The organism is Variovorax sp. 278MFTsu5.1, from assembly GCF_048305045.1.
GTDB classification, from domain to species: domain Bacteria; phylum Pseudomonadota; class Gammaproteobacteria; order Burkholderiales; family Burkholderiaceae_C; genus Variovorax; species Variovorax guangxiensis.
Window position 1 is genome coordinate 4,244,815 of the sequence record NZ_CP157622.1, and the last position, 22,249, is coordinate 4,267,063.

At 67.6% G+C, this 22,249-nt stretch carries 21 protein-coding genes; 4 read left to right on the plus strand and 17 right to left on the minus strand.

Annotated features, from left to right (window positions below; all coding sequences use genetic code 11):
• Nucleotide 1 precedes the first annotated feature (1 nt).
• Nucleotides 2-805 carry a CoA transferase subunit A gene (locus ABL844_RS19725; RefSeq protein ID WP_418128612.1) on the minus strand — a complete coding sequence of 268 codons (804 nt, stop codon included), beginning with the start codon at nt 803-805 and terminating at the stop codon, nt 2-4.
• 113 nt (nt 806-918) lie between these two features.
• Between ABL844_RS19725 and ABL844_RS19730 the strand changes: the two genes are divergently transcribed.
• A complete protein-coding gene (locus ABL844_RS19730; protein WP_126021958.1) occupies nt 919-1,485 on the plus strand; it encodes a LuxR C-terminal-related transcriptional regulator in 567 nt (188 codons plus the stop codon).
• Here ABL844_RS19730 and ABL844_RS19735 read toward each other — a convergent pair.
• Complete coding sequence (locus ABL844_RS19735; protein WP_418116868.1) at nt 1,482-1,973, minus strand: GNAT family N-acetyltransferase; 492 nt, start codon at nt 1,971-1,973, stop codon at nt 1,482-1,484. The two genes, ABL844_RS19730 and ABL844_RS19735, sit on opposite strands and share 4 nt — an antisense overlap.
• A 219-nt stretch (nt 1,974-2,192) precedes the next feature.
• Here ABL844_RS19735 and ABL844_RS19740 point away from each other — a divergent pair, with 219 nt between their 5' ends.
• Nucleotides 2,193-2,339: a hypothetical protein gene (locus tag ABL844_RS19740; protein WP_301509455.1), complete on the plus strand. Its 147-nt coding sequence runs from the start codon at nt 2,193-2,195 to the stop codon at nt 2,337-2,339.
• Nucleotides 2,340-2,392: 53 nt separating this feature from the next.
• Here ABL844_RS19740 and ABL844_RS19745 read toward each other — a convergent pair whose 3' ends face one another.
• From ABL844_RS19745 to ABL844_RS19805, 13 genes are all read right to left on the minus strand, one after another.
• The gene (locus ABL844_RS19745; protein WP_418128613.1) at nt 2,393-3,361 is read right to left on the minus strand and encodes a Bug family tripartite tricarboxylate transporter substrate binding protein; all 969 of its coding nucleotides are present in this window, start codon (nt 3,359-3,361) and stop codon (nt 2,393-2,395) included.
• A gap of 50 nt (nt 3,362-3,411) precedes the next feature.
• Nucleotides 3,412-3,792 (minus strand): VOC family protein, encoded by a 381-nt coding sequence (locus tag ABL844_RS19750; RefSeq protein ID WP_418128615.1) that lies wholly within the window; start codon nt 3,790-3,792, stop codon nt 3,412-3,414.
• Nucleotides 3,789-4,778: a hydroxymethylglutaryl-CoA lyase gene (locus ABL844_RS19755; RefSeq protein WP_418128616.1), complete on the minus strand. Its 990-nt coding sequence runs from the start codon at nt 4,776-4,778 to the stop codon at nt 3,789-3,791. Before ABL844_RS19755 ends, ABL844_RS19750 begins: the two co-directional genes overlap by 4 nt.
• Nucleotides 4,775-5,950, minus strand: a complete 1,176-nt coding sequence (locus ABL844_RS19760) for a CaiB/BaiF CoA transferase family protein (RefSeq protein WP_418128618.1) — start codon at nt 5,948-5,950, stop codon at nt 4,775-4,777. Before ABL844_RS19760 ends, ABL844_RS19755 begins: the two co-directional genes overlap by 4 nt.
• A 128-nt stretch (nt 5,951-6,078) precedes the next feature.
• A complete protein-coding gene (locus ABL844_RS19765) occupies nt 6,079-6,858 on the minus strand; it encodes a hypothetical protein (RefSeq protein WP_418128619.1) in 780 nt (259 codons plus the stop codon).
• Nucleotides 6,855-7,589 (minus strand): phospholipase D-like domain-containing protein, encoded by a 735-nt coding sequence (locus ABL844_RS19770; RefSeq protein ID WP_369661780.1) that lies wholly within the window; start codon nt 7,587-7,589, stop codon nt 6,855-6,857. Before ABL844_RS19770 ends, ABL844_RS19765 begins: the two co-directional genes overlap by 4 nt.
• A 1-nt stretch (nt 7,590) precedes the next feature.
• Nucleotides 7,591-12,843, minus strand: coding sequence for a DNA repair ATPase (locus tag ABL844_RS19775; RefSeq protein ID WP_418128621.1), 5,253 nt, complete (start codon nt 12,841-12,843; stop codon nt 7,591-7,593).
• Between the two features lie 12 nt (nt 12,844-12,855).
• Complete coding sequence (locus tag ABL844_RS19780; RefSeq protein ID WP_126021949.1) at nt 12,856-13,401, minus strand: zf-TFIIB domain-containing protein; 546 nt, start codon at nt 13,399-13,401, stop codon at nt 12,856-12,858.
• On the minus strand, nt 13,398-15,590 hold the full coding sequence (locus tag ABL844_RS19785; protein WP_184636951.1) for a hypothetical protein: 2,193 nt from the start codon (nt 15,588-15,590) through the stop codon (nt 13,398-13,400). The genes ABL844_RS19780 and ABL844_RS19785 overlap by 4 nt, the downstream gene beginning before the upstream one ends.
• An 81-nt stretch (nt 15,591-15,671) precedes the next feature.
• Entirely contained in the window at nt 15,672-16,325 is a 654-nt protein-coding gene (locus ABL844_RS19790; protein ID WP_418128623.1) for a ubiquinone biosynthesis protein, read from the minus strand.
• A gap of 25 nt (nt 16,326-16,350) precedes the next feature.
• Nucleotides 16,351-16,734 (minus strand): hypothetical protein, encoded by a 384-nt coding sequence (locus ABL844_RS19795; RefSeq protein WP_418128624.1) that lies wholly within the window; start codon nt 16,732-16,734, stop codon nt 16,351-16,353.
• Nucleotides 16,735-16,739: 5 nt separating this feature from the next.
• Nucleotides 16,740-17,453 (minus strand): PspA/IM30 family protein, encoded by a 714-nt coding sequence (locus ABL844_RS19800; protein ID WP_418128626.1) that lies wholly within the window; start codon nt 17,451-17,453, stop codon nt 16,740-16,742.
• 11 nt (nt 17,454-17,464) lie between these two features.
• Nucleotides 17,465-17,881, minus strand: coding sequence for a YjfI family protein (locus ABL844_RS19805; protein WP_418128627.1), 417 nt, complete (start codon nt 17,879-17,881; stop codon nt 17,465-17,467).
• 140 nt (nt 17,882-18,021) lie between these two features.
• Here ABL844_RS19805 and ABL844_RS19810 point away from each other — a divergent pair, with 140 nt between their 5' ends.
• Both ABL844_RS19810 and ABL844_RS19815 read left to right on the plus strand, forming a co-directional pair.
• Nucleotides 18,022-18,942, plus strand: a complete 921-nt coding sequence (locus ABL844_RS19810) for a LysR family transcriptional regulator (protein ID WP_418128628.1) — start codon at nt 18,022-18,024, stop codon at nt 18,940-18,942.
• Nucleotides 18,939-20,153 (plus strand): hypothetical protein, encoded by a 1,215-nt coding sequence (locus tag ABL844_RS19815; protein ID WP_418128630.1) that lies wholly within the window; start codon nt 18,939-18,941, stop codon nt 20,151-20,153. Before ABL844_RS19810 ends, ABL844_RS19815 begins: the two co-directional genes overlap by 4 nt.
• A 29-nt stretch (nt 20,154-20,182) precedes the next feature.
• Here the strand turns inward: ABL844_RS19815 and ABL844_RS19820 are convergent, their stop codons facing one another.
• Nucleotides 20,183-20,566 carry a DUF779 domain-containing protein gene (locus ABL844_RS19820; protein WP_418128631.1) on the minus strand — a complete coding sequence of 128 codons (384 nt, stop codon included), beginning with the start codon at nt 20,564-20,566 and terminating at the stop codon, nt 20,183-20,185.
• Nucleotides 20,566-22,086: an aldehyde dehydrogenase gene (adh, locus tag ABL844_RS19825; RefSeq protein ID WP_418128633.1), complete on the minus strand. Its 1,521-nt coding sequence runs from the start codon at nt 22,084-22,086 to the stop codon at nt 20,566-20,568. Before adh ends, ABL844_RS19820 begins: the two co-directional genes overlap by 1 nt.
• Between the last annotated feature and the right edge of the window lie 163 nt (nt 22,087-22,249).

A 22,249-nucleotide genomic window follows, 5' to 3' on the forward strand; every position in this document is an offset into this window, starting at 1 on the left:
CTCAGGCTCCTTCTTTCTTGTTGACGACCTTGGCGGGCACTTCGCTGCCTGCGGCGGCAGCAGCGGCGATGGCGGTCTGGGCCTCGACCTTCGCGGCGGCGGCATCGACCGATGCGCTCACGGTGCGCTTCTCGATGCGCTTCTCGGGGTTCGCGTTGAGCACGATGCGGTGCACGTAGATGCCTGGCAGGTGGATGTCGTCGGGGGCCAGCTCGCCCACCTCGACGATCTTCTCGACTTCGACGATGCAGATCTTGCCGGCCATGGCGGCAGCCGGGTTGAAGTTGCGCGCCGTGAGGCGGAAGCGCAGGTTGCCCGACTTGTCGGCCACGTCGGCCTTCACCAGCGCCACGTCGGGCACCAGCGAGCGTTCCATGACGTAGGTTTCGCCGTCGAACTCGCGCAGCTCCTTGCCTTCGGCAACCTGGGTGCCCACGCCGGTCTTGGTGAAGAAGGCCGGAATGCCGGCGCCGCCGGCGCGCAGCTTCTCGGCCAGCGTGCCCTGCGGCGTGAACTCGAGGGCCAGTTCGCCCGCGAGGTACTGGCGCTCGAACTCCTTGTTCTCGCCGACGTAGGACGCGATCATCTTCTTGATCTGGCGCGTCTCCAGCAGCTTGCCGAGGCCGAAACCGTCGACGCCCGCGTTGTTGGAGATGACGGTGAGGTTCTGCACGCCGGAGTCCTTGAGCGCGTCGATCAGCGCTTCAGGAATGCCGCAGAGGCCGAAGCCGCCGACCGTGAGCATCTGCCCGTCGGCGACGACTCCCTTGAGTGCCGCGTCAGCGGTGGGAAAAATCTTGTTCACTCGTGCTCCTTGATGGATGAATGAGAGAGGTGGAAGCAGGAAAAAAGCCGGAGGAAGAGGCCTGAACGATACTACGTACCCGCATACGTAGTATTTCGTAATGGTGACCCCCGATGCCCGAGATCGATTACCGGCTGGCCTTTGAACACGCCCCCGTCGGCATGGTGGTGTCGAGCAACCGCACCATCGTGGCGTGCAACCTGCGCGTCTGCGAGATCTTCGGCGCAACGCCCTCCGCGCTGGTCGGGCATTCGTTCAGCATCCTCTACCCCAGCGTGGCCGAGTTCGAGCGCATCGGCAAGCGCATGGAGCCCTTTCTGAATGCCAGCGGGCACTACGCCGACAACCGCATGATGAAGCGGCTCGGCGGGCTGCACGGCGCCATCGCCGGCGAAACCTTCTGGTGCCACGTCACCGGCCACGCCATGAACCGCGCCGCCCCGCACGAGGCCGGCATCTGGACCTTCGAGGACCTGGGCTCGCGCCGCGCCGTGAAGGCAGAGCTCACGCCACGCGAGCGCGAGGTGGCCGCGCAGGTGATGCGCGGGCTGACTTCGAAGGAGATCGGCAAGGCGCTGGGCATCAGCCACCGCACGGTGGAACTGCACCGGGCCAGGCTGATGCGCAAGTACGCGGCCGCGACCACGGCCGAGCTGGTGCAGAAGCTGATCGCCGGTTAATCGGCGAGCTCGATGCGCAGGCGCACCATGTCGCGCAGCACGATGCCGTCCTGCTTCTGCAGCCTGCCGCCGGCTGCGCGGCGCACGAAGAAGTCGCGATCCACCCCGGCGATGCGGAAGCCGAAGCGCTGGTAGAAGGCCAGCTCGCGCAGGCTGCTGTTGCCCGTGCCGACTTCGAGCAGGTGTGCGCCCCGTTCCACGGCCAGCGCCTTAGCCTTGCGCAGCAGCGCTGTGCCCACACCCTGGCCGCGCAGATCGGCGCTCACCGCGATGTTCATGATCTCCCAGGTGCCGATGCGGGTTTCGAGCAGCACCATCTGGCCGACGGCCCGGCCGGCAGCTTCCGCCAGCCAGAGTTCGCCGCGCGACAGGTACTTGCGGATCTCTGCGCGCGGGCCATCGGCGGCCAGCAGCAGCGGCCATGGGGTCGAGTCGTCGGGGGTGGCGCGGCGTATCTGCGGCCGGAGCGCCGCCTTCTTGCTCGTCATCTATTTCTGTCTGCTTTCATCGGTTGTCGGCGCCGGATTCTCGCGCCACACGAAGCGTCGCCGATCCGCAGAAACAGCCTGAAGTTCCGGCCGAACGCCGACGGATCGTTGCGAAAACGGAAACGCCGTGTCCTCGAAACGCCCGCGCCACGGCAGGCTGCGAAGCCTATCGTGGAGGCCATCAAGGGCAACAAGCCCGCAACCACACAGGAGTCCGAAATGTCCACACCCATCCATTCCGAACGCAGCCTTCTGCTTCAGACGCAGGCTTCCGTCGCCCGCGCCCATGCGCTCGCCGTGCGGAAGCTGCCGGTCGCGATGACGCTCTCCGCGATCATCCTGTCGATCATCAACGTCAAGCTGTAGCCGGTCGTATCCGTGGCAGGCCGGGCGGAGGGCACCGGCACCACAAGGCCCGATCAATCGGGCTTGATGTCAGCCGACTTGATCACCTTCGACCATGCAGCCAACTCCTGGTCGACGAATTTCGCCAGCGTCGGCGGGTCCATGTAGGTCGCGAAGGCGCCCTGCTCGTCCACCTTCCTGCGGAAGGCTTCGCTCTCCACGATCTTGCGGAGTTCCGCGCTGAGCCTGTTGACGACCTCGGGCGGCGTCTTCGCCGGCGCGAACACCGCGAACCACGATTCCACCTCGTAGCCCGGCAGTCCCGCCTCGGCCGAGGTCGGCACGTCGGGCATCGACGGATGCCGCTTGCTGCCCGTGTACGCCAGCGGCTTGATGCGCCCACCCGCGAAATGGCCGATGACCGAGGGCGGCGTGGTGATGAACATGTCGACGTTGCCCGAGATCAGGTCGTTGATCGCCGGCCCCGAGCCCTTGTAAGGCACGTGCGTCATCGCCTGTTTCGTCTGCCGCGACAGCAGCTCGCCCGCGATGTGCTGGATCGAGCCGTTGCCCGAGGACGCGAAGAAGAGCCCGCCCTCCTTCTTCTTGCCGTACTCGATGAGTTCCTTCATCGACTTCACCGGCAGCTTGCCGCTCACCGCGACCACGTGCGGCGCGCGCATCACCATCGCCACCGGCACGAAGTCCTTCGTGGGGCTCCACCGGATGTTCGGGTAGAGCGAGGGATTGCCGACGTGGTAGCCCGAGTACTGCATCAGCAGCGTGTAGCCGTCGGGCGCGGCGCGCGCCACGAACTCGGTGCCGATGTTGCCGCTGGCGCCGGGCTTGTTGTCGATGACGACAGGCTGGCCCAGCGCGCGCTGCAGCGGGTCGCCGACCAGCCGCGCCATGATGTCGGTCGAGCCGGCCGGCGCGGTCGGCACGACCATGGTGATCGGTTTCGAGGGCCAGGCGTCCGCGGCGGTTGCGGCCGAAGCGGACAGCACGAGGCCGACCGCGAGAAGGCGGTGGATGGGTTTCATGGTTTTGTCTCCGGTGGTTTTGTATTGCTGGCTGTTCTTGGGGCTTCGCCTCAGGGCGACAGCTCCGAGATCTCGATCAGGTTCTGGTCGGGGTCGCGCACATAGACCGAACGGATGCGCGAGGTGGCTCCCGTGCGCATCACCGGCCCTTCGAGGATCGGCACGCCCTTCTCGCCAAGCCGCGCGACGACCTCGTCGAGCGGCGCGCTGGCGATGAAGCACAGGTCCAGCGAGCCGGGCGTCGGCAGCTGCGCCTTGGGCTCGAACTCGTGGCCCTTCACATGCAGGTTGATCTTCTGGTTGCCGAAGCGAAAGGCCTTGCGGCCGGCGCCGAAGCTCTCCAGCGACATGCCCATCACGTCGACATAGAAGCGGATGCAGGCTTCCTCGTGCGAGGTAGTCAGCACGAGGTGGTCCAGGTGGTCGATCATGGTTGCAGCTCCTTGTGCGCTTGCCCGCGCTCCCGGGCGCGGATGACGATGTCGTCGAAGTCCGGCGGGGGCGCATGCCGCGTCAGCCGGTGGCCGGCGCGCGAGACCTGGGCCGGCAGCTCGTGCCGCACCAGCGCTTCCAGTTCCGCCGCAGCGGCGATCAGGCCCTCCAGGTGCATGCCGGTGTCATAGCCCATGCACTGCAGCATGTGGACCACGTCCTCGGTCGCCACATTGCCTGTCGCACCCGGCGCGTAGGGGCAGCCGCCGATGCCTCCGAGCGACATGTCGAGCCGGCGGATGCCGGCCTCCACCGCCGCCACGGTATTCACGAGGCCCATGCCGCGCGTGTTGTGGAAGTGGGCCGTCCAATCCAGCGCCTGGTGGCTCGCCAGCACGGCTTCGCAGACCTCCCGCACCTGCGTCGGATAGGCCATGCCCGTCGTGTCGCACAGCGTGATGCCCTGCACCTCGAGCGCGGCGAAGCGGTCGATCCAGCCTTGCACCGTCGCGAGCGGCACTTCGCCTTCCATCGGGCAACCGAACACGCACGACAGCGACACGTTCACCGGCACCCCGGCCTTCTTCGCCAACGCGATGACGCCGGCCAGCTGCGCGAACGACTGCTCCCTCGTCATGCGCAGGTTGGCGAGGTTGTGCATCTCGCTCACCGACATGACGATATTGAACTCGTCGATGCGGCTCTCCAGCGCGCGCTCCGCCCCTCGCAGGTTTGGCACCAGCGCGGTGTAGACCAGGCCTGGCCGGCGGGCGATGCGATTCATCACCTCCTCGCCATCGCGCAGTGCGGGAATCGCCTTCGCCGAGGTGAACGACGTGACTTCGATCTTCGCGTAGCCCAGGCCGCTGAGCCGGTCGACCAGCGCGATCTTGTCCTCCGTCGGGATGAAGCGGCTCTCCATCTGGAAGCCGTCGCGCGTCGCGACCTCGTTGACGAACAGCCGCGTGCCGTTGCCCGCCTTCATGCCGCAACTCCTTCCGCGCGCCGCGCGGGCCATCCAGCAGCGCGCAGATCGCCGTCATGCTCTCCCAGCCGTGGCGCGGGGTGCGCGATGCGCCCCGGCGTGGCGCTGAGCTTGGGCACCACGCCCGGCACCTTCAGCGTGCTGCCGTCCGAGGTCGGTACCTCCACGATCATTTCGCGCGCTAGGTACTGCGGGTCGCTCGCGATGTCGGCCACCGTGTAGATGCGCCCGACCGGCACGCCCGCCGCATCGAGCGCGGCCAGCACCTCGTCGCGGCTGCGATGCAGCGTCCATGCCTCGATGGCGGCGTCGATCTCCTCCACGCGCTGCACGCGGCCGTCGTTGTGCACCAGCCCGGGGTCGTTCTCCAGGTCCTCGCGGCCGATGGCGCGCATCAGCCGGCGGAAGATGCTGTCGCCGTTGCCGGCCACCAGCACGTACTGCCCGTCCTCGCAGCGGTAGGCGTTGGTCGGCGCGATGCCGGGAAGCGCGCTGCCGGCGCGCTCGCGCACGGCACCGAAGGCGTCGTACTCTGGCAGCAGGCTTTCCATCACGTTGAACACCGACTCGTAGAGCGCCACGTCGATGAACTGGCCCTCGCCGCCATGGGCGGTGCGATGGTGCAGCGCGGTCAGCACGCCGATCACGCCGTGCAGCGCCGCCAGCGTGTCTCCCAGAGACACCCCCACGCGCACCGGCACACGGCCCGGCTCGCCGCTCAGGTAGCGCAGCCCACCCATCGATTCGCCGAGCACACCGAAGCCGGGCTTGTCGCGGTAGGGCCCGGTCTGCCCGTAGCCCGAGATGCGCAGCATGATGAGCCGGGGGTTCAGCGCATGCAGCGCCTCCCAGCCCAGGCCCCAGCCTTCGAGCGTGCCGGGCTTGAAGTTCTCGATCAGCACGTCGGCTTCGAGTGCCAGTGCGCGCACGGCCTCCTGTCCCTCGGGGCTGCGCAGGTCCAGGCACACCGAGCGCTTGTTGCGCGACTGGACCTCCCACCACGCCGAGGTACCGTTGTCGCGCAACAGCCGCCACTTGCGCAGCGGGTCGCCGACGCCGGCCGGCTCGACCTTGATCACGTCGGCGCCGAACTCCGCCAGCGTCTTGCCGGCGAAGGGGCCGGCGATGAGCTGGCCGAGTTCCAGCACCTTCAGGCCTTCGAGTGCATTCATGTCCGCGTCCGTCTCCTTTGTTGGGCTGGCCCCGACTCTAGGAACGGATCGCGGAATGCGGAATTGCTTTGGCGGCAGCAGTCCTTCGCGAAACGCGAAGGACCCGGCTGACGGCGGCGTTGCCCGCCCTACTTTCTCTTCGAGATGCCCGATCCGGCGGCGGCCGGTGGCGCAGGTGCATCGGGCGCCTTCACCCATCCGCGCAGCAGCACGCCCATGAAGAGCCCCGCGCCGAAGATCGCCCAGTACACCCAGCCCGGCAGGTTCTCGACGCCGCTGTGCAGGTTCATGCCGAAGGCCGCGCCGATGGCCATCAGCGGGAATGTCAGCGCAGCGATGGTGTTGAGCTTGTGCTGCGCCCGGCTGACTTCGTTGGCCGCGCGCGCCTGCTGCTCGGCAGCGTGCGCGAGCCTGTAGTCGAGCGACATGCGGGTGTCCGCCAGCAGCAGTTCGAGCCCGCGTCCGATCTCGACCGCGCGGTCGCGCAGGTCGGTGATCATCGGGTCCCCCGGCACGGCCTCGCGCGCGGCCTGCAGGGTGGCCTGCATGTTCGAGGCTGCGCGCGAGAGCGGAATCAGCGGCCCGAGGATCTGGAACAGGGCCTCCGAGTTTTCGGCGGCCTCGTGCCGGACCTCGAAGGCGGCCAGGGTCGCGCGGTAGTTCTCCACCAGCTTGGCCAGGGGGCGCTCGCCCGGGTTGTTGCCCTTGTGCAGCCAGGTGCCGTCAGGCTTGCGCAGGAACACCGCCGACTTGCGCTCCGACCCCGTGCCCGCGGGCGGCTCGTGCAGGATCACCATCAGGTGCCCCTGCTCGTGAATGACGCGCTGTGCGCCGTAGCTGGAGCCACCCAGCCGCTGCTGCATCTCGGGTGGCAGCTCCCAGTCGTAGTCGATGCGTCGGGTGCTCATCGGGGGGCCTGCAGTTCTTTCCAGAGGCTGTCGAACTCGTCGGCGAAGCGCCGCACGAGCTGAGGGTCGTTCGTCAGCACCAGGTTCTCCTCGTTGAACTCGCAGGCGCTGCGCGTCCAGTTGTAGCTGCCGTTGAGCAGCCGGGCGCCGTCGAAGATGGCGAACTTGTGGTGCATGTGCGCCTCTGTCCGGTCCACCGCCACCGGAATGCCGGCGGCGCGCAGCTGGCCGATGTCGCTGCCGGCATCGAACTCCTTGTCGTTGTCGGAGATGCAGCGCAGCGACACGCCGCGCCGGTGCGCGGCCAGTACCTCGGCCGTGATGCGGTCGTCCGACAGCGTGAACACGCACAGGTCGACGGAATGCCGGGCCGAGCGCAGCTGATGGTTGATGGCCTGCAGGCAGGCCGTGCCGGGGCTGAAGAAGGCCTGCGAGCGCACGGTCACGCTGCCGTCGGCCGAGCGGCCGGTGTCGATGGCACGGACCACGCCCTCCAGCCACTTCAGCAGAGCCAGCTGCTCGGGGTCGGCGGTGCGCGCACGCACCAGGTCGAAGGCGCGGTTGCGCAGCTGGCGCAGGCCGTCTTCCGGCGGCTGGGCCTCGCGCAGCGTGTGGACCAGCACGCGGCGCTCGTCGTCGCTCAGGCGGGCATCGGCGAGGGTGTCGTCGAGCTGAGCCAGCAACGCGGGCAGCGTGGACGGTGCTTCTGTGGTCGCGGGCAGGGCCGACATCTCATTGCTCCTTGTTGTCCGGCCTGGGCGTGCGCTTCGGCTGCGCACGCGTCGCCATCGCCTCCGCCGCCAGCCGCTCCATGTTCTGTGCGATGGAGCGGTCCAGCTCCAGGCGGCGCTCGGTGGCGGTCACCAGCGGCAGGATCAGCTCGCGATAAGTCACGGCGATCTGCAGCATGGCATCGGCCAGTCGCTGGCCTTCGCTCGGCCCTTCCGCGGGCGCAACGGGTTCGGGCTTGAGCCCGTCGACCGCGCGCGCCACATCGAGCATGCTGCTGGCGATGCGCTGGCTGCCATCCACGTCGGCCCCGCCCAGCTTGCGCTGGCGCACGAACTCCTCGCAGATCTCCTTCCAGCGCGCGTCCTCCTCGGGCGTCGGGCTGCCCAGGAGCTGGGCCAGGCGCAGCAGGTTCTCCTCTGCCCCGGTGGTCAGCGTCTGGGCCTCGCCGCGGTAGTGGTCGCGCAGCAGCGCATCGAGTTCGTCGTCGCGCATGAGCGCGGTGATCTTGCCCGCGAGCTTGGTCATGTTGCGGTAGCTGCCCTGCAACTTGAAGGGCGGCGCGGTGCGGTACGACTCCTGCTGCGCGGCCGACTCGATGTAGGCGAGATTCACCTTCAGCAGCAGGTCGCGCGCACGGAAGAGCCGCTGCAGCAGCGCCTTGATCTCCTCCAGCTCGACCGCGCTGTACGCGTGCGACAACGCGCTGCTCGGCACCTCGTGGCCCTGTGCCATCTTCACCAGAAGCTGCACGTCCTTGGGGTCGCGCGAGGCCAGCGGCATCAGCGTGGGGTTCGAGGTCAGGCTGTTCTCGATGTACGAGAGCGCGAATGCCGCCTCACGACCCGAGAGCACGTCGCCGAGGTTGTAGATGTCGGCGCGGTTGGCCAGCATGTCCGGGATCTTGAACACGTCGCCCGACTCGGTGTACGGGTTGCCCGCCATGACCACCGCGAAGCGCTTGCCGCGCATGTCGTAGCTGCGCGGCTCGCCGTTCCACACGCCCTCGATGCGGCGGGTGCCGTCGGCCAGCGCGATGAACTTCTGCAGGAACTCGGGGCTCGTGTGCTGGATGTCGTCGAGGTACAGCATCACGTTGCTGCCCATGGCCAGGCCCAGGTTGAGCTTCTCAAGTTCCTGCCGCGCCGCGCTGTTGGGCGCGTTCGCCGGGTCGATGGCCGTCACGCCGTGGCCCAGTGCCGGGCAGTTGATGCGCACGAAGATCAGGCCCAGCCGGTCGGCCACGTACTCCATGAGCGTGGTCTTGCCGTAGCCCGGCGGCGAGATCAGCAGCAGCAGGCCCATGCGGTCGGTGCGGCTGCCCTCGCCCGCCGAGCCGATCTGCTTGGCGAGGTTGTCGCCGATGATGGGCAGGTACAGCTCGTCGATCAGCTGGTTGCGCACGAAGGTGGAAAGGGGCTTGGCCTGGAACTGGCTCAGCTTGAGCCGCGCCTTCTCGCCTTCGAGGAGTTCGTGGCGCAGCCGGTGCAGCGCCTCGAAGCCCGGCACCGCGTGCTGCGTGTGGAAGAGGAAGCGGCGCCAGAAGTCGTTGAGGTTCAGCGTCAGGCGGCCCTCGGCCACGCGCGGATGTTCGCCGCGCAGCCCTTCCACCGTCTGGTCGAGCGCCACGTTGACGCGGGTGCGCTGCAGCGGCATGGCGAGCACGCTGGCGGCGTCGTCCACCCAGTCGACCGATTGCGGCGATTGATGCACGGCAAAGGCGCGCACCCAGTCGCGCGCCAGCCTCCAGCGCTCGGCCGGCGGTGCGGCGTCGAGGTCGGCCTGCCAGGCTTCGCGACGGCGGCCGCGTTCGAGCTCGCGCAGCAGCGCGGCGGCGAGGTCTTCGCCCGCGCCCGCGACCACCCAGGTCTCGCCGCCATGCGCCGCAAGCTCGCGCACGAGGTAGGCCGCCGACTGGTCGCACAGCGTGGCAACGAGCGCCTTGCGGGATTCGTGCTCGTCTTCGTCCTCCGTCCCGGTGGGCGGAAGCAGGTCGGGCAGCACCTCGCGCACGAAATGGCCCAACGAACGGGCGACGTCAGCCTCGAGCTGGTCGAGGGCGTCGCGCCGCCCGAATAGCTCCTGCATCTGCAGTGCCGCACGCGCACGGCGCAGCAGCGACTCGCGGTGCGCGATGAGATGGCCGTGCTGCCAGTAGAGCAAGGCCAGCGCGCGCTCGGTCGGGCCCCAGGCCAGCAGCCCGGCCTGGTCCTGCATGGTGACCAGCGCGGCCAGCAGACGAAGCGCATCGTCGTCGTGAATGCCTTTCTGGTAGCCCTCCTGGTAGCGGGCGGCGGCGAAGCGGCGGACCATTTCGAGCAGCTGCGGATGCTGCGGGTCTTCGGCCAGCAGCGTGCGCACTTCGGCCCAGCTGCGCTCGGCCTTGCCTTCGAGCAGGGCTTCGAGCAGGCGACCGGCAAGGTACTCGGCGCGCGACAACTCGGGCGTCTCGGACACCAGCGACTGGCTCCAGTAAGCCTGCAGCGCGCGCAGGCGCTCGTCGTCCACCGGGCTCTGGTAGTCGGTGCCCGTCACCTGGTAGGCCATGCCCTCTTCGCGGGCCACCAGCGTCAGGTCGACCGGCTGGCGGTGCACGGTGAAGGCGTGGCGGCCCAGGCGCAGGGTGTCGCCGCCCTCGCTCACCAGCTCGCGCTTGTCTCGCACGGCACGCAGGGCCTGGTCGCGGGCGGTCTTCAGGCGGGTGTCGAGTTCGTCGGCCGGCACCGCCGCGCCCAGCGTGCGCAGGTCGGCGATCAGCGTGCGAAGCTTGCCGATCATCGGGTCGGCGGCGAAGTAGCTGTGGACCTGCCCCAGCTCGGCGAACTGCGCGATGCGGCGCGGAATGCCGTCGAGGATGCGCCCCGCCGCGTCGATCACGCCCTGCGCGCGGCGCTGGCGGGCCTCGACCAGGGTCTGGCGCCTGGCCGACAGGGCCTCGTAGACGTTCTCGCGCTTCTCGGCGATGTCGCCGAGGAACTCGTCCTGCTCGGCGAAGCGGCCTTCGATTTCTTCCAGCTGCGCCAGCAGGCGGGTGAGCGCGTCGTCGCACTTCTCGGGCGTGTCGGCGAACTCCAGCGCGTTCTCGACCGCCTGGCCGAAGAGCTTGAACTGCGCGCCGAACTCGGCCCTCGCCTCGGTCGCGCCCAGCGACTTGCGCCGCGCACGCGCATCGGCGCGCATGCGGTTGATGTCGGCGTAGATCAGCGAGATGCGGTCGAGGATGGAGGTGCGGACGACCGCATCGCCACCCGGCAGGCTGCCCAGCTGCTCGGTCAGCAGGTCGAGCCCGGCTGCCTGTTCGTCGAGCGTGGCGAGCAGTTGCCCCAGCGCCGGCGAGGTGGCGAGATTGGGCAGCTCGGTCGCGAGCTTGTCCAGCGCCTGGCGCTGGCCGGCGAAGGCCGTGTCGGCCGCCAGGAACTGCATGGCTCGCTCGCCGATGCGCTGCTGCTCGGATTCGAGCGCGGCGTCCATCGCGGCGATGCGTGGCAGGTCGGCGTAGCGCAGCTCCTTGAGCATCTGCAGCGCGCCGCGGCGTTCGCGCAGCCGGCCCAGTGCCTTCACGAAGTCGTCGGGTGCGCGCCAGAGCGTGCTGGCGATGTCGACCAGCAGCGCGCGCTGCTCTTCCTCCGCGCGGGCCAGCGCACGGGCCGTCTCGCGGCGGATGGTGTCGACCTTCTCGAACTCGGCCAGCGTGCTGCGCGCCACCTCGGCGATGCTGCGCAGCTCGGCCATGAGGCCGGTGGCCTCGGGTGCATCGAGCCAGAAGTAGGCATCGCTCACCCGGGTGCACTGGCGGATCAGGTCCTCGTAGGCCGCCTTGGTCGGCGCCTGCTCGCGCACTGCGCGGGCGATGCCCATCAGGTCGCTCACGCCGCGCACCAGCTCGGCGTTGCCGATCTTGCCGAAGAAGCCGGCGGCGGGCGGCTGCGCGCTCACGTGCTCCTCGCTGGCGAACGGCGTCTGCCACAGCTGCATCGGGTGCACGCGCGTCGGCTCGCTGTCGTTGTCGTGGAACACCAGGATGCGGCCGTCGGCGAAGCGTGCGTATCCGTTGGCGATGATCGGCGTGGCGAGCTTCTTCTCGATCAGGTTGTAGTTGAAGAGCGCGTAGCGCCCGGGCCTGGGGTCGTAGAAGATGTAGGCCACGTCTTCGCCGTTGGGCGAGCGCAGCATGCGCTTGAAGCGCAGGTTCTCGACCGTCTCGGCCGGCAGGTCGAAGCGCTTGTGCTCTCCCGACTGCAGGTAGTAGCCGCCCGGGAAGATGATGCCGTGGTCTTCCGGCAGCTGCACGCAGGAGCCGCCGATGGCGTCGATGCGCTCGACCTGCTGGGTACGGATGTTGAACACCAGGTAGCGCGTGACCTGCTCGCGGTAGGGCTTCACGCGCAGCAGGATCAGCATGCCGAGCTTCGCCCACGCGATCTCGGCGTCGGCGAGCGACTGGCTGCGGTCTTCCACCGGCTCGCTGTAGATGCCCAGCCCGGTCTCGGTGTTGTTCTCGATCTTGATCGTGAGGTCGCCGCCCAGCGTTTCGACGAAGACGGTGTCGAGCACGTTGACGTGCGGGTGCTTGCCGCCCACGTGGTCTTCGCGCGTGGCCACCGTCCACTCGAAGTCGTGGCTGGGCGGCAGCGCGATGTCGCGCTCGCCGCGGTTGTCGATGTACTGGATGCGGCCGTCACGCTCGATGGCCCAGCGGAAGACGCGCACGTCGGTGAGCTGCTGGCCGATCTGGAAGGAGGCGAGCAGCTTGTCCTGCGTCACGCGCAGCTGCAGCAGCGTGGCCTGCTTGTAGTAGGCGTACAGCTCGCGGAAGTCGGAGGCGAAGCGTGCATCTTCGAGGAAGCTGCCGGCCAGCGGCACCGGCTGCAGCTCGTCGCTGTCGGCGCCCTGCCCGGCCTCGCCCGGAGACACCAGGCGGTACAGCCCGAACACGTCGCCGACCGTGGTTTCCTTGCGCAGGCCGATGAACACGTTGTAGCCGAACAGCAGCAGGTCGCCGATGCGCACGAGGTCGCGTGCCACGGCGTTGTTCTCGGTGCGCGCGCGGGTGCGCAGCACCAGGGCCTGGTCGGAGCGGCCGAACTCTGCCAGCCGCTGCTCGTTGAGCGCCTGCGTCTTCTTCAGCAGGCCCTCGCCCTGGTTCTCCAGCCGCTTCTTCAGCAGGTCGTAGCTGCCGCTGCCGGACACCAGCGCCTCGGTCTGCGATTCGGCGGTGCCGCCCGGCGGCGCGCCTTTTTCATCCGTTGGTTGCATAGATCGGCGCGGTCAGTCCGCGCGCAGCAAGGCGAGCAGTTCGTCGCGGTGGGGCTGGGTATCGAGCCAGGCGCGGATGCGGTCCAGCTCGTCGATGCATACGTCGCCGTAGCGGCGGCGCAGCGCGGCAACGCGGGCCTCGCGGACCACCTCGGTCTGCAGGCGGCGCTGCCATCCGTCGGACAGCATCTCGTCGAGCCGGCCGGCCAGGCCCCGGCTCACGATGGCGCGCCACTCGCCCTGGTCGAACCAGAGGTTCTGGCAGGCCACGCAGCGGTCGACGCGGAAGTCGGGGCCCGCGCTCATGCGCAGGCGCTGCATCAGGCGTTGGCATTCGGGGCAGTGCCGCACCGCCGTGGCATCGAACACCTCGATGACCTCGTCGTCGACCGCCTGGGGCACGCGGCTCGCGTCGCCCGCCTTCCAGGCGCGCCAGTCGTCCATGTCCATCAGCATGCCGTGGCAGTCGTCGCACTGCACCGCGAGCAGGCCCTCGGCCAGCGCCACCGGCCGCATCGGCGAGTGCGCGGGGCAGCTGCACGTGAGGCTCGGGTTCATCGCGCCACTTCCCCGGCGGCACCGTTGCGGAAGGTGGCAACCAGGTTGCGCAGCGCGCTCTTCTGGCTCTCGCTGCCGTCGCTGGCGATCCTGTTCATCAGCGCTGCCACGCTGAGGTTCTGCACCTCGCCCGACGAACTGCCGAGCGCGCCGACGATGTCGCGCAGGTCCTTCACCACGTCGCGCTCGCCGGAGAGCTGGTCCTTGAAGGCAACCTGAAGCGCATTGCTCTTGGAGATGACGCCGTCGATGCCCTTGCCTACGGAGAGCGAGCGCACGAAGCTGTCGAAGTAGTCGCCCTGCCCGCCCACGATGTCGATCTTGGCGTTGGCCAGCGCGGTGCCCAGCACCTCGGCCTGTTCCTTGGCGATGGACGTCTGCGCGTCGATGCCCTTGAGGGTCTCGATGTGCGACTTCTCCAGGCGCATGCGGAACTCTTCGTGATCGCGCGTCTCGGGGCTCATGGCCTTCATGGCCTCGAACTTCTCGTGCAGGCCCTTGGCCTCGGCTCCGAAGCGCGCCTCGATGACCTGCGCATCGGCCTGGCCCGACTTGAGCGTGGCCTCGGCATCGGCCGTGCGCACGTTGACCTCGGCGAGGCCGAGCTTTTCCTTGCCCGAAGCCTCGGCCTCGAACTTGGCGCGCATGCCGGCGGCTTCGGCCTGCGAGCGAGCCTCGATCACCTGCGCGTCGGCCTGGCCGGCCTTGAGGATCGCATCGGCATCGGCCTGGCGCACGTGCACGTCGGCCAAGCCCAGCTTTTCCTTGCCCGAAGCTTCCGCCTCGAAGCTCGCGAGCTTGGCCTGCGCGGTGGCGATCTCGACCTTGGCGGCGGCCAGCCCCGGCGCGGCGGAGATGGCCTCGACGCCCTCGGCCTCGCGCTTCTTCGACTCGGCCTCGCGCTCGGCCACCTTCAGCTTGGCATCGGCCAGCGTGAGTTCTTCGGCCGCCTTGTGGCGGGCGCGTTTTTCCTGCGTCTCGGCTGCCTTCAGGTCGAGCACCATCTTCTCGTCGGCTTGCCCCTCGGCCATGATGACGACCGACTTCTTGGTGCGCTCGGCCTCTGCGACCACGCGCAGTTCCTTGATGGCCTCTTCCTGCTCGGCCACCGTGCGCTCGACCACGATGCGCTCGCGGATCACGTCGGCGATGGCCTTCTTCTGCACTTCGACGGCCTTGTCCTTCTCTATGCGCTGCAGTGTCACTTCCTTCTCGCGGTCGACAATTTCGAGGTCGCGGGCGCGGATGACCTTTTCTTCCTCGACTGCCACGGCGCGCTTGCGGTTGTTCTCGGCCACTTCCTTCTCGCGCTGCACGTTCTCCTGCTGCACCGACACCGACTGCTCCGCCAGCAGGCGCGCGGTCTCGGACTTGGTGCGCTCCTCGGCCTGGATCTTGGCCGTCTCGGCTTCCTCGCGGGCACGCACGCTGGCAATTTCGCGCTGCTGGCGCGCGGTGGCGTCGGCCTGCTGGCGCTCCAGTTCGAGCAGGGCTTCCTGCGTCTCGACGTTCTTCTTCTTGATCTGCATTTCCTCATTGCGGCGCAGCTCGTTGGTGCGCACGTGCTCCACCGCCGTGAGCTCGGTGATCTTCTTGATGCCCTGCGCGTCGAGGATGTTGTTGGCGTCGAGTTCCGACAGCGGCGTCTGCTCGAGGAAGTCGATGGCCGCGTCTTCCAGCACGTAGCCCGAGAGGTCGTTGCCGATCTGGCTCACGATCTGGTCGCGGAAGTTGTCGCGCGCCTGGTAGAGGTCGACGAAGTCCATCGACTTGCCCACAGTCTTCAGCGCCTCAGAAAACTTGGCGGAGAACAGTTCTTCCAGCGTCTCGTGGTTGGAGGCCCGTGCGCAGCCGATGCCCTGCGCCACCTTGAGCACGTCGTCGGCCGTCTTGTTCACGCGCACGAAGAACTTCACCTTGATGTCCGCGCGGATGTTGTCGCGGCAGATCAGGCCCTCGTTGCCGGAGCGGTCGATCTCGATGGTCTTGACCGAGATGTCCATCAGCTCGGCCTTGTGGATGATCGGATAGACCATGCGCCCGGTGAAGGTCACCTCGGGCTCCGCGCGCAACGTGTTCACGATGAGCGCGTGGCCCTGCTCGATCTTGCGATAGAACTTGGCGAACATCGCGAACAGGCCGAGGATGACGACGGCCAGTATGACGATGGCGAAGATGATGGGCTCCATTTTTTCTCCAGAAATGCTTGAGAGCGAAAGAAACGAAACGGGTGAGGGCCTGGTGTGCGGCGCGCCTCGTGGCGCGCGCACTCAGGCCGGGTGGTCGTCGTGCGCGGCGATGAGGTAGCGCGCGGCCACCTCGTCGTACTCGACGATCAGCGCCTGCGAACCGCGCTTGAGCGTATTGGGCGTGGGAGCCCAGACGCGGATGTTCAGGCTGGCGCCACGCCGCGCGACCTCGGCGCGGCCGTCCTTCTCGTTGACCACGCCGGTCACGACGCGGCAGAGCTGGCCCACGAGCGCAGCGTTGCTCACGGCCGTGTGGCTCACGAAGAGGCCGCGCAGCGGACGAATCGCGACGGCGGTGATCGGAATGGCGATGACCGCGCTGGCCACCAGCAGCGCGGTGCCGGCCAGCAGCTGCAGCGCCATGGTGGGCACCAGCGGCAGCAGCCACTCGCCGCCGAGGCAGGACACGGTCCACGCGACGAGCACCAGCAGGCTCACGGCCACCGAGAACGGCACGCCGTTCAGGCCCAGGGCCACCACGTAGCTGGCAAGGTGGCCGATGTCGCTGGCGTCGCCGTCGGCATGCGTGTGCACGCCGACGTCGACATCGAGGCCGCTGTGTTCGATGTCGACCATGCCGAGCATCGCGAGCACCCAGTAGATCACCACGACGCCGAGCAGCACCGTGTAGATCGCGGTCGGGTACCCCGTCACCGCTCCCAAGAAATCGCCCATTGATCCTCCCGCGTGCGGGTTGTTGTCAGTTGTTCTGCTTGCTGCTGCTGCGTACCGGCGTCCTCCCGCCGGTGTTCTTCTTCGTTGCTGCCGCCGGCTTGCCCGCGAAGGCAATCAGGTCGCGCGTGGCCCTCTCCTTGATGGCCAGTCTGTCGTCTGCGGCGAGGCCGTAGCGCTTCGCCAGGAATTCATAGTCGGCGCCGCTCAGCGACACCGTGAGGCGCGGCCGTTTCGGCTTGGCGGTAGTGGCGAGGCCCAACACCTGCCGGATCTGGTCGGACGTGGAGACGTGCTGCCTGAAGGCCGCTGTGCGCACGGCCTCGAGCACGGCTTCTTCCACGTCGAAGGCGACCTGGACGGCGCGTATCGCCTCGTCCGAGCCTTGCCAGCGAACCGGCTTGACGCGCATGGTGCCTACTGCGCCTCGGGCCCTGCGGGCTTGGCCTGGCGGGCGCGGATGCGCTCCATCACCTTGCTGGCACGGTCGGCGTCGCCGCCGATGCCCGCGGCGGCCAGCTTCTTCTCGAGCGCGCCGTGGCCGAATTCATCTTCCAGCTGCTTGCTGGCGGTCATGCGGTCGGACAAGTCTTCGTGGCGCGCGCGGATGCGCTCCAGCGACTCGCGCGCGTTGGCCAGGCGCGAACCGCCGGCGCCGATGTTCTCGGAGATCGACTGCGTGGCGCGATAGACGCTCTCGGTGGTCTTGGCGATGCCGATCTCGCGCTCGTGCTCGCGGATGCGGGCCTCGGCGGACTTGATCAGGTCCTTGAGCTTGGTCACCTGCAGCGCGTACGAGGCGTGGGCCTTGGCCTGCTCTTCCAGCTCCTGCTCGAGCGCGCCGACCTTGGCCGCGACGTCGAGCGCCAGGCCCTCCTGCGTCTTGTTGAGCGCTTCGAGAGCGAGGCCCTCGTAGCGCGTGGCCTCGTTCTTCAGCCGCTCGATCTCGCGGGCCGACTGCATCTCCTTGGCCATCACGCCCGTGAGGTCGCCCTTGGCCTTCTCGATGCTGTGCTTGGCGTCGATGATTTCCTGCTCGTAGATGCGCGTGGCGTTGCTGTCGACCACGCTCTCGCCGATTTCGCGCGCGCTGCCGCGCAGCAGGGTGACGAGCTTCTTGATGACTGTCATGGGACCTCCGCTTAATTCAGGAATTCGGAAAGGGCGTCGAGCGCATCGAGCGCGTTGTCGCTGAGCACAGCAACCTCGCGTGCGATGTCCTGAACGCTGGCATCGCGGCCCAGCGCTCCGGTGAGCACATAGCGGCCATCGACGCGGCCGAAGGAAGACAAGGGAACCGAAGGATTCAAGTCGAGCAGCGATTCGAGCAGCTCGGTGCGGCGTCCGGGCTTCACCTCTTCCTCGCCCCAGAGGTAGCAGATGCAGATGATCTGCATGTCCGAACTCGTGACGAAGATCGGCAGTTCGTCGCGCCCCTCGATGCTCACCTGGATCACGGGCGTGTGGCCCGGAATGGGCTGCAGCTGCACGGACCGCCCGCCCATCTCGGCGCCTGCCAGCACATCCAGTCCCTTCAGTTGATCGAGCAGTGGTTGCATACCTCTCCTTGTGGTGAATACCGTTGGAAGCGAGCGGTGCTTCGATGGATTCACTATAGGTGCGCGGACATAACATGTCAAAAAATTTCTTTCGCCGGGCCCATGACTTTCGGCACTGGCGCGCTACCTAGAATTCGCCGATGGCCAACCCGATCAACCCCGCTCGTGTCGATTTCGTGACGCTGCGCCTGTTCTGCGCCGTCGCCCAGTCGGGCAGCATCACCAAGGGCGCGGAGGCATGCCACCTCGCGCTCTCCGCAGCGAGCAGGCGGCTCTCCGACTTCGAGGCCGCAACGGGATCGAAGCTGCTCGAACGCAGCTCGCAGGGCATCGCGCTCACGCCCGCGGGCCATGTGGCGATGCAGCATGCGATGCGGCTCTTCCAGGGCTTCGAGCAGTTCAGCCGCGAGCTCGGCGACTATTCGAGCGGCGTGCGCGGCCACGTGCGGCTGTGGGCCAACATGTCGGCGCTGACGGAGTTCCTGCCCACCACGCTAGCGACCTTCCTGGCGCAGCATCCGGATATCCGCGTCGAAGTCGAGGAGCAACTGAGCGGCGACATCGTGCGCGCACTCGTCGACGGCCTTGCCGACGTCGGCGTCTTCGCCGAGAACACGCCCGCCTACGGCCTCGATGTCGCACCCTTCCAGACAGACGAGCTCGTGGTGCTGTGCGCCAGGCAGCATCCGCTGGCACGCAGCCGCGTGAAGCAGACCAGCTTCAAGGCCTGCCTCGCGCACGAGTTCGTCGGCCTGAATCGCAGCAGTTCGCTGCTCGAACTCACCTCGCGCGCGGCCGAACAGGCCGGCATCCCGATGCGCCTGCGCGTGCAAGTGCGCAGCTTCGACGCGATGTGCCACATGATCGCGGCCAACCTCGGCATCGGCGTGGTGCCGCTGGCCGCGTGCAAGGCGCAGGTGGAGGCGCTCGACCTGAAGGTGGTGCGGCTCAGCGATGCGTGGGCCACGCGGCGGCTGCTGATGGCGACGAAGACGGGTGCCGAACTCTCCCCCGCGACCCGCTTGCTGGTCGGGCAGCTTCTGAAACAGGCCAGCACATGACGATGTCTACATTCCTTCTGCTCGGCGCGTGCACCCTCCTGCTCGCAATCAACGTTTACATGGCGCGGCGCATTCGCGCGATCGAAGATATTCCGCTGCGAAAGAACATGCTGCTCGTGGCTGTCTGGATCCTTCCATTCGTGGGCGCATTCTTCGCGTGGACCCACCTGCCCAGGCAGCTTCGTCCATCAAGGGCCAAGACACGGCCCGAGGGCTTCACCACCACCCCTGCGCCGGAGCGCATCGCACTAGACGATGGCCCGGCGTTTTCCCTGCCCGAGCACATGACGCTCTGTAACGGGCTTCCTTTGCTCGACTGGAAGGCGGTCGACGCCTGGACCGGCGCAATTGATGATCCCGGCCTACGGTACAAGGGCAAGTTGCTGGCGCAGCGCGCCTGGCTGCTCCATCTCAGGGATGCGCTCGGCCCGCACTTTCATCTCCATGAATCGGACAAGGCCTTCGTTCTATCGTCGCTGGAAGATGTGGTCGCCGTTGCGACATCCGCCTACGTTGCGACGACGCGCACGCGCATACAGCGTTTGCTGGCCGACATCGCGCACTTTGAAGAACACGGCAAAAGCATCCTGGTCGTGATGGACGACGACGATGCCTACTACGACTACGTCTCCGGCTACTACCCCGACAGCGGCGAATTCGCCTTCAGCGGAGGCATGTTCATCGACGCGGGCTGCCCGCACTTTCTCGTCAAGCGTGCCGACCTTGCAGCCATCGAGCCAGTCATCGCCCACGAGATGACCCACAGCGCCCTATCGCACCTGAAGCTGCCGAGGTGGCTGGACGAAGGGCTGGCCGTGAACACCGAAAGAAAGCTCGCGGGTGTGGGAGTCTTGCCGCTCGGCGAGCGTGAACAACTGCGGCGCAGCCATTTGAAGTTCTGGGACGAAGCGAGAATCCAGGAATTCTGGTCCGGCGCTTCCTTCTTCAGGACGGATGAAGGCAACCAGCTCTCCTATGAACTCGCGCGCATCCTCGTGGAACAGATGGGGCAGAACTGGGAACTCTTCACCCGCTTCGCATCGAGCGCGAAACGGGAGGACGGCGGCGCTGAAGCCGCGAGAGAGGTCTACGACATGGACCTCGGCGCCTATGCCTGCATCCTGATGGAACGAGAACCGGACGCCCAGTGGACGCCCGATCCGCAAAGCTGGCGTGACGAGGAGCGAGCAGAGGAAGAGTCTCCCGCCTGAGGCTCAGTCCGTCCCCTGCCCTTCCTGTCCTACCGCAATTCCCCGGCCTCCAGCACCGCCCACTCCTCGTCCGTGAACAGCCGCGAGCGCGTCAGAAAGCGCACGCCCTCCGGCCCCTCCAGCGAGAACATCCCGCCTCGCCCCGGCACCACGTCGATGATCAGCTGCGTGTGCTGCCAGTACTCGAACTGCGGCCCGCTGATGTAGAACGGCATGCCGCCGATGTGCCCGAGCAGCCTGTCGTAGTCGCCCACGATGAACTCGCCGCGGGCGTAGCACATGGGCGCGCTGCCGTCGCAGCAGCCGCCCGACTGATGGAACATCAGCGGGCCGTGCCTGGCGGCGAGCCTGTCGATCAGCGCGAGCGCGGCATCGGTCGCGGTGACGCGCAGGACTTCGCCGGTGCCGCTCATCAGAAGAAGCCCAGCTTGTTCTCGCTGTAGCTCACCAGCAGGTTCTTGGTCTGCTGGTAGTGGTCGAGCATCATCTTGTGGTTCTCGCGGCCGATGCCCGACTGCTTGTAGCCGCCGAAGGCCGCGTGCGCCGGATAGTGGTGGTAGCAGTTGGTCCACACGCGGCCGGCCTGGATGCCGCGGCCCATGCGGAAGGCGCGGTTCATGTCGCGGCTCCACACGCCGGCGCCCAGGCCGTAGAGGGTGTCGTTGGCGATGGCCAGCGCCTCTTCCTCGTCCTTGAAGGTAGTGACCGAGACCACCGGGCCGAAGATTTCTTCCTGGAAGATGCGCATCCTGTTGTTGCCGCTGAACACGGTCGGCTTCACGTAGTAGCCGCCGGCGAGGTCGCCCTCGAACTGCTGGCGCTCGCCGCCGATCAGCACCTTCGCGCCCTCCTGCCGGCCGATGTCGAGGTACGACAGGATCTTCTCCAGCTGCTCGCTGGAGGCTTGCGCGCCGATCATGGTGGCCATGTCCAGCGGGCTGCCCTGCCTGATGGCGGCCACGCGCTTGAGCGCGCGCTCCATGAAGCGGTCGTAGATCGACTCCTGGATGAGCGCGCGCGACGGGCAGGTGCACACCTCGCCCTGGTTCAGCGCGAACATCGCGAAGCCCTCGAGCGCCTTGTCGAAGAAGGCGTCGTCCTTATCCATCACGTCGGCGAAGAAGATGTTGGGCGACTTGCCCCCGAGCTCCAGCGTGACCGGAATCAGGTTCTGGCTCGCGTACTGCGAGATCAGGCGCCCGGTGGTGGTCTCGCCCGTGAACGCGATCTTGCCGATGCGGTTGCTCGACGCCAGCGGCTTGCCCGCCTCCACGCCGAAGCCGTTGACCACGTTCAGCACGCCCGGCGGCAGCAGGTCGCCGATGAGCTCCATCAGCACCAGGATCGACACCGGCGTCTGCTCGGCCGGCTTGATCACCACGCAGTTGCCGGCCGCGAGCGCTGGCGCCAGCTTCCACATGGCCATCAGGATCGGGAAGTTCCACGGAATGATCTGCCCGACCACGCCGATGGGCTCGTGGAAGTGGTACGCGAAGGTTTCATGGTCGATCTCGCTGATGCCGCCCTCCTGCGAGCGCACGCACGAGGCGAAGTAGCGGAAGTGGTCGATGGCCAGCGGCAGGTCGGCCGCCGTGGTCTCGCGGATGGGCTTGCCGTTGTCCCAGGTCTCGGCCGCCGCGAGGATGGCGAGGTTCTCCTGCATGCGGTCGGCGATCCTGTTGAGGATGTTGGCGCGCTCGGTGGTAGAGGTGCGGCCCCAGGCGGCCTTGGCCTTGTGGGCGGCGTCCAGCGCGCGCTCGATGTCGGCCGCGGTGGAGCGCGGCACCTCGCAGAAGACCTTGCCGGTGACGGGCGTGATGTTCTCGAAATACTGGTTCTCCACCGGCGCAACCCATTCGCCGCCGATGTAGTTGCCGTAGCGCTTCTTGAACGGCACCGCGGTACCGAATTTGCCCGGTTCGAGCATGTCCATGACGTTGTCTCCATGTGCAGGGTGATGGCGCCGCGACATGCGGCGGCCGCACGCTGGAGCGCAAGCCTCGTACCCGGCCGGATCGGGACAATCCCTGAGTACTTCCGCCGTGCAGATGCGCGCGTCAGCGGGTTTTCATTCGCAATCTGCGACATGTTCCAGC

Bases quoted from the DNA above. Each gene is read 5' to 3' on its own strand.
- ABL844_RS19810 (WP_418128628.1), top strand. From the start codon at position 18,022: ATGGCCAACCCGATCAACCCCGCTCGTGTCGATTTCGTGACGCTGCGC.
- ABL844_RS19775 (WP_418128621.1), bottom strand. From the start codon at position 12,843: ATGCAACCAACGGATGAAAAAGGCGCGCCGCCGGGCGGCACCGCCGAA.
- ABL844_RS19740 (WP_301509455.1), top strand. From the start codon at position 2,193: ATGTCCACACCCATCCATTCCGAACGCAGCCTTCTGCTTCAGACGCAG.
- ABL844_RS19745 (WP_418128613.1), bottom strand. From the start codon at position 3,361: ATGAAACCCATCCACCGCCTTCTCGCGGTCGGCCTCGTGCTGTCCGCT.
- ABL844_RS19750 (WP_418128615.1), bottom strand. From the start codon at position 3,792: ATGATCGACCACCTGGACCACCTCGTGCTGACTACCTCGCACGAGGAA.
- ABL844_RS19820 (WP_418128631.1), bottom strand. From the start codon at position 20,566: ATGAGCGGCACCGGCGAAGTCCTGCGCGTCACCGCGACCGATGCCGCG.
- ABL844_RS19760 (WP_418128618.1), bottom strand. From the start codon at position 5,950: ATGAATGCACTCGAAGGCCTGAAGGTGCTGGAACTCGGCCAGCTCATC.
- ABL844_RS19800 (WP_418128626.1), bottom strand. From the start codon at position 17,453: ATGACAGTCATCAAGAAGCTCGTCACCCTGCTGCGCGGCAGCGCGCGC.
- ABL844_RS19790 (WP_418128623.1), bottom strand. From the start codon at position 16,325: ATGGGCGATTTCTTGGGAGCGGTGACGGGGTACCCGACCGCGATCTAC.
- ABL844_RS19730 (WP_126021958.1), top strand. From the start codon at position 919: ATGCCCGAGATCGATTACCGGCTGGCCTTTGAACACGCCCCCGTCGGC.
- ABL844_RS19735 (WP_418116868.1), bottom strand. From the start codon at position 1,973: ATGACGAGCAAGAAGGCGGCGCTCCGGCCGCAGATACGCCGCGCCACC.
- ABL844_RS19780 (WP_126021949.1), bottom strand. From the start codon at position 13,401: ATGAACCCGAGCCTCACGTGCAGCTGCCCCGCGCACTCGCCGATGCGG.
- ABL844_RS19785 (WP_184636951.1), bottom strand. From the start codon at position 15,590: ATGGAGCCCATCATCTTCGCCATCGTCATACTGGCCGTCGTCATCCTC.
- ABL844_RS19805 (WP_418128627.1), bottom strand. From the start codon at position 17,881: ATGCAACCACTGCTCGATCAACTGAAGGGACTGGATGTGCTGGCAGGC.
- ABL844_RS19765 (WP_418128619.1), bottom strand. From the start codon at position 6,858: ATGAGCACCCGACGCATCGACTACGACTGGGAGCTGCCACCCGAGATG.
- ABL844_RS19815 (WP_418128630.1), top strand. From the start codon at position 18,939: ATGACGATGTCTACATTCCTTCTGCTCGGCGCGTGCACCCTCCTGCTC.
- adh (WP_418128633.1), bottom strand. From the start codon at position 22,086: ATGGACATGCTCGAACCGGGCAAATTCGGTACCGCGGTGCCGTTCAAG.
- ABL844_RS19795 (WP_418128624.1), bottom strand. From the start codon at position 16,734: ATGCGCGTCAAGCCGGTTCGCTGGCAAGGCTCGGACGAGGCGATACGC.
- ABL844_RS19755 (WP_418128616.1), bottom strand. From the start codon at position 4,778: ATGAAGGCGGGCAACGGCACGCGGCTGTTCGTCAACGAGGTCGCGACG.
- ABL844_RS19770 (WP_369661780.1), bottom strand. From the start codon at position 7,589: ATGTCGGCCCTGCCCGCGACCACAGAAGCACCGTCCACGCTGCCCGCG.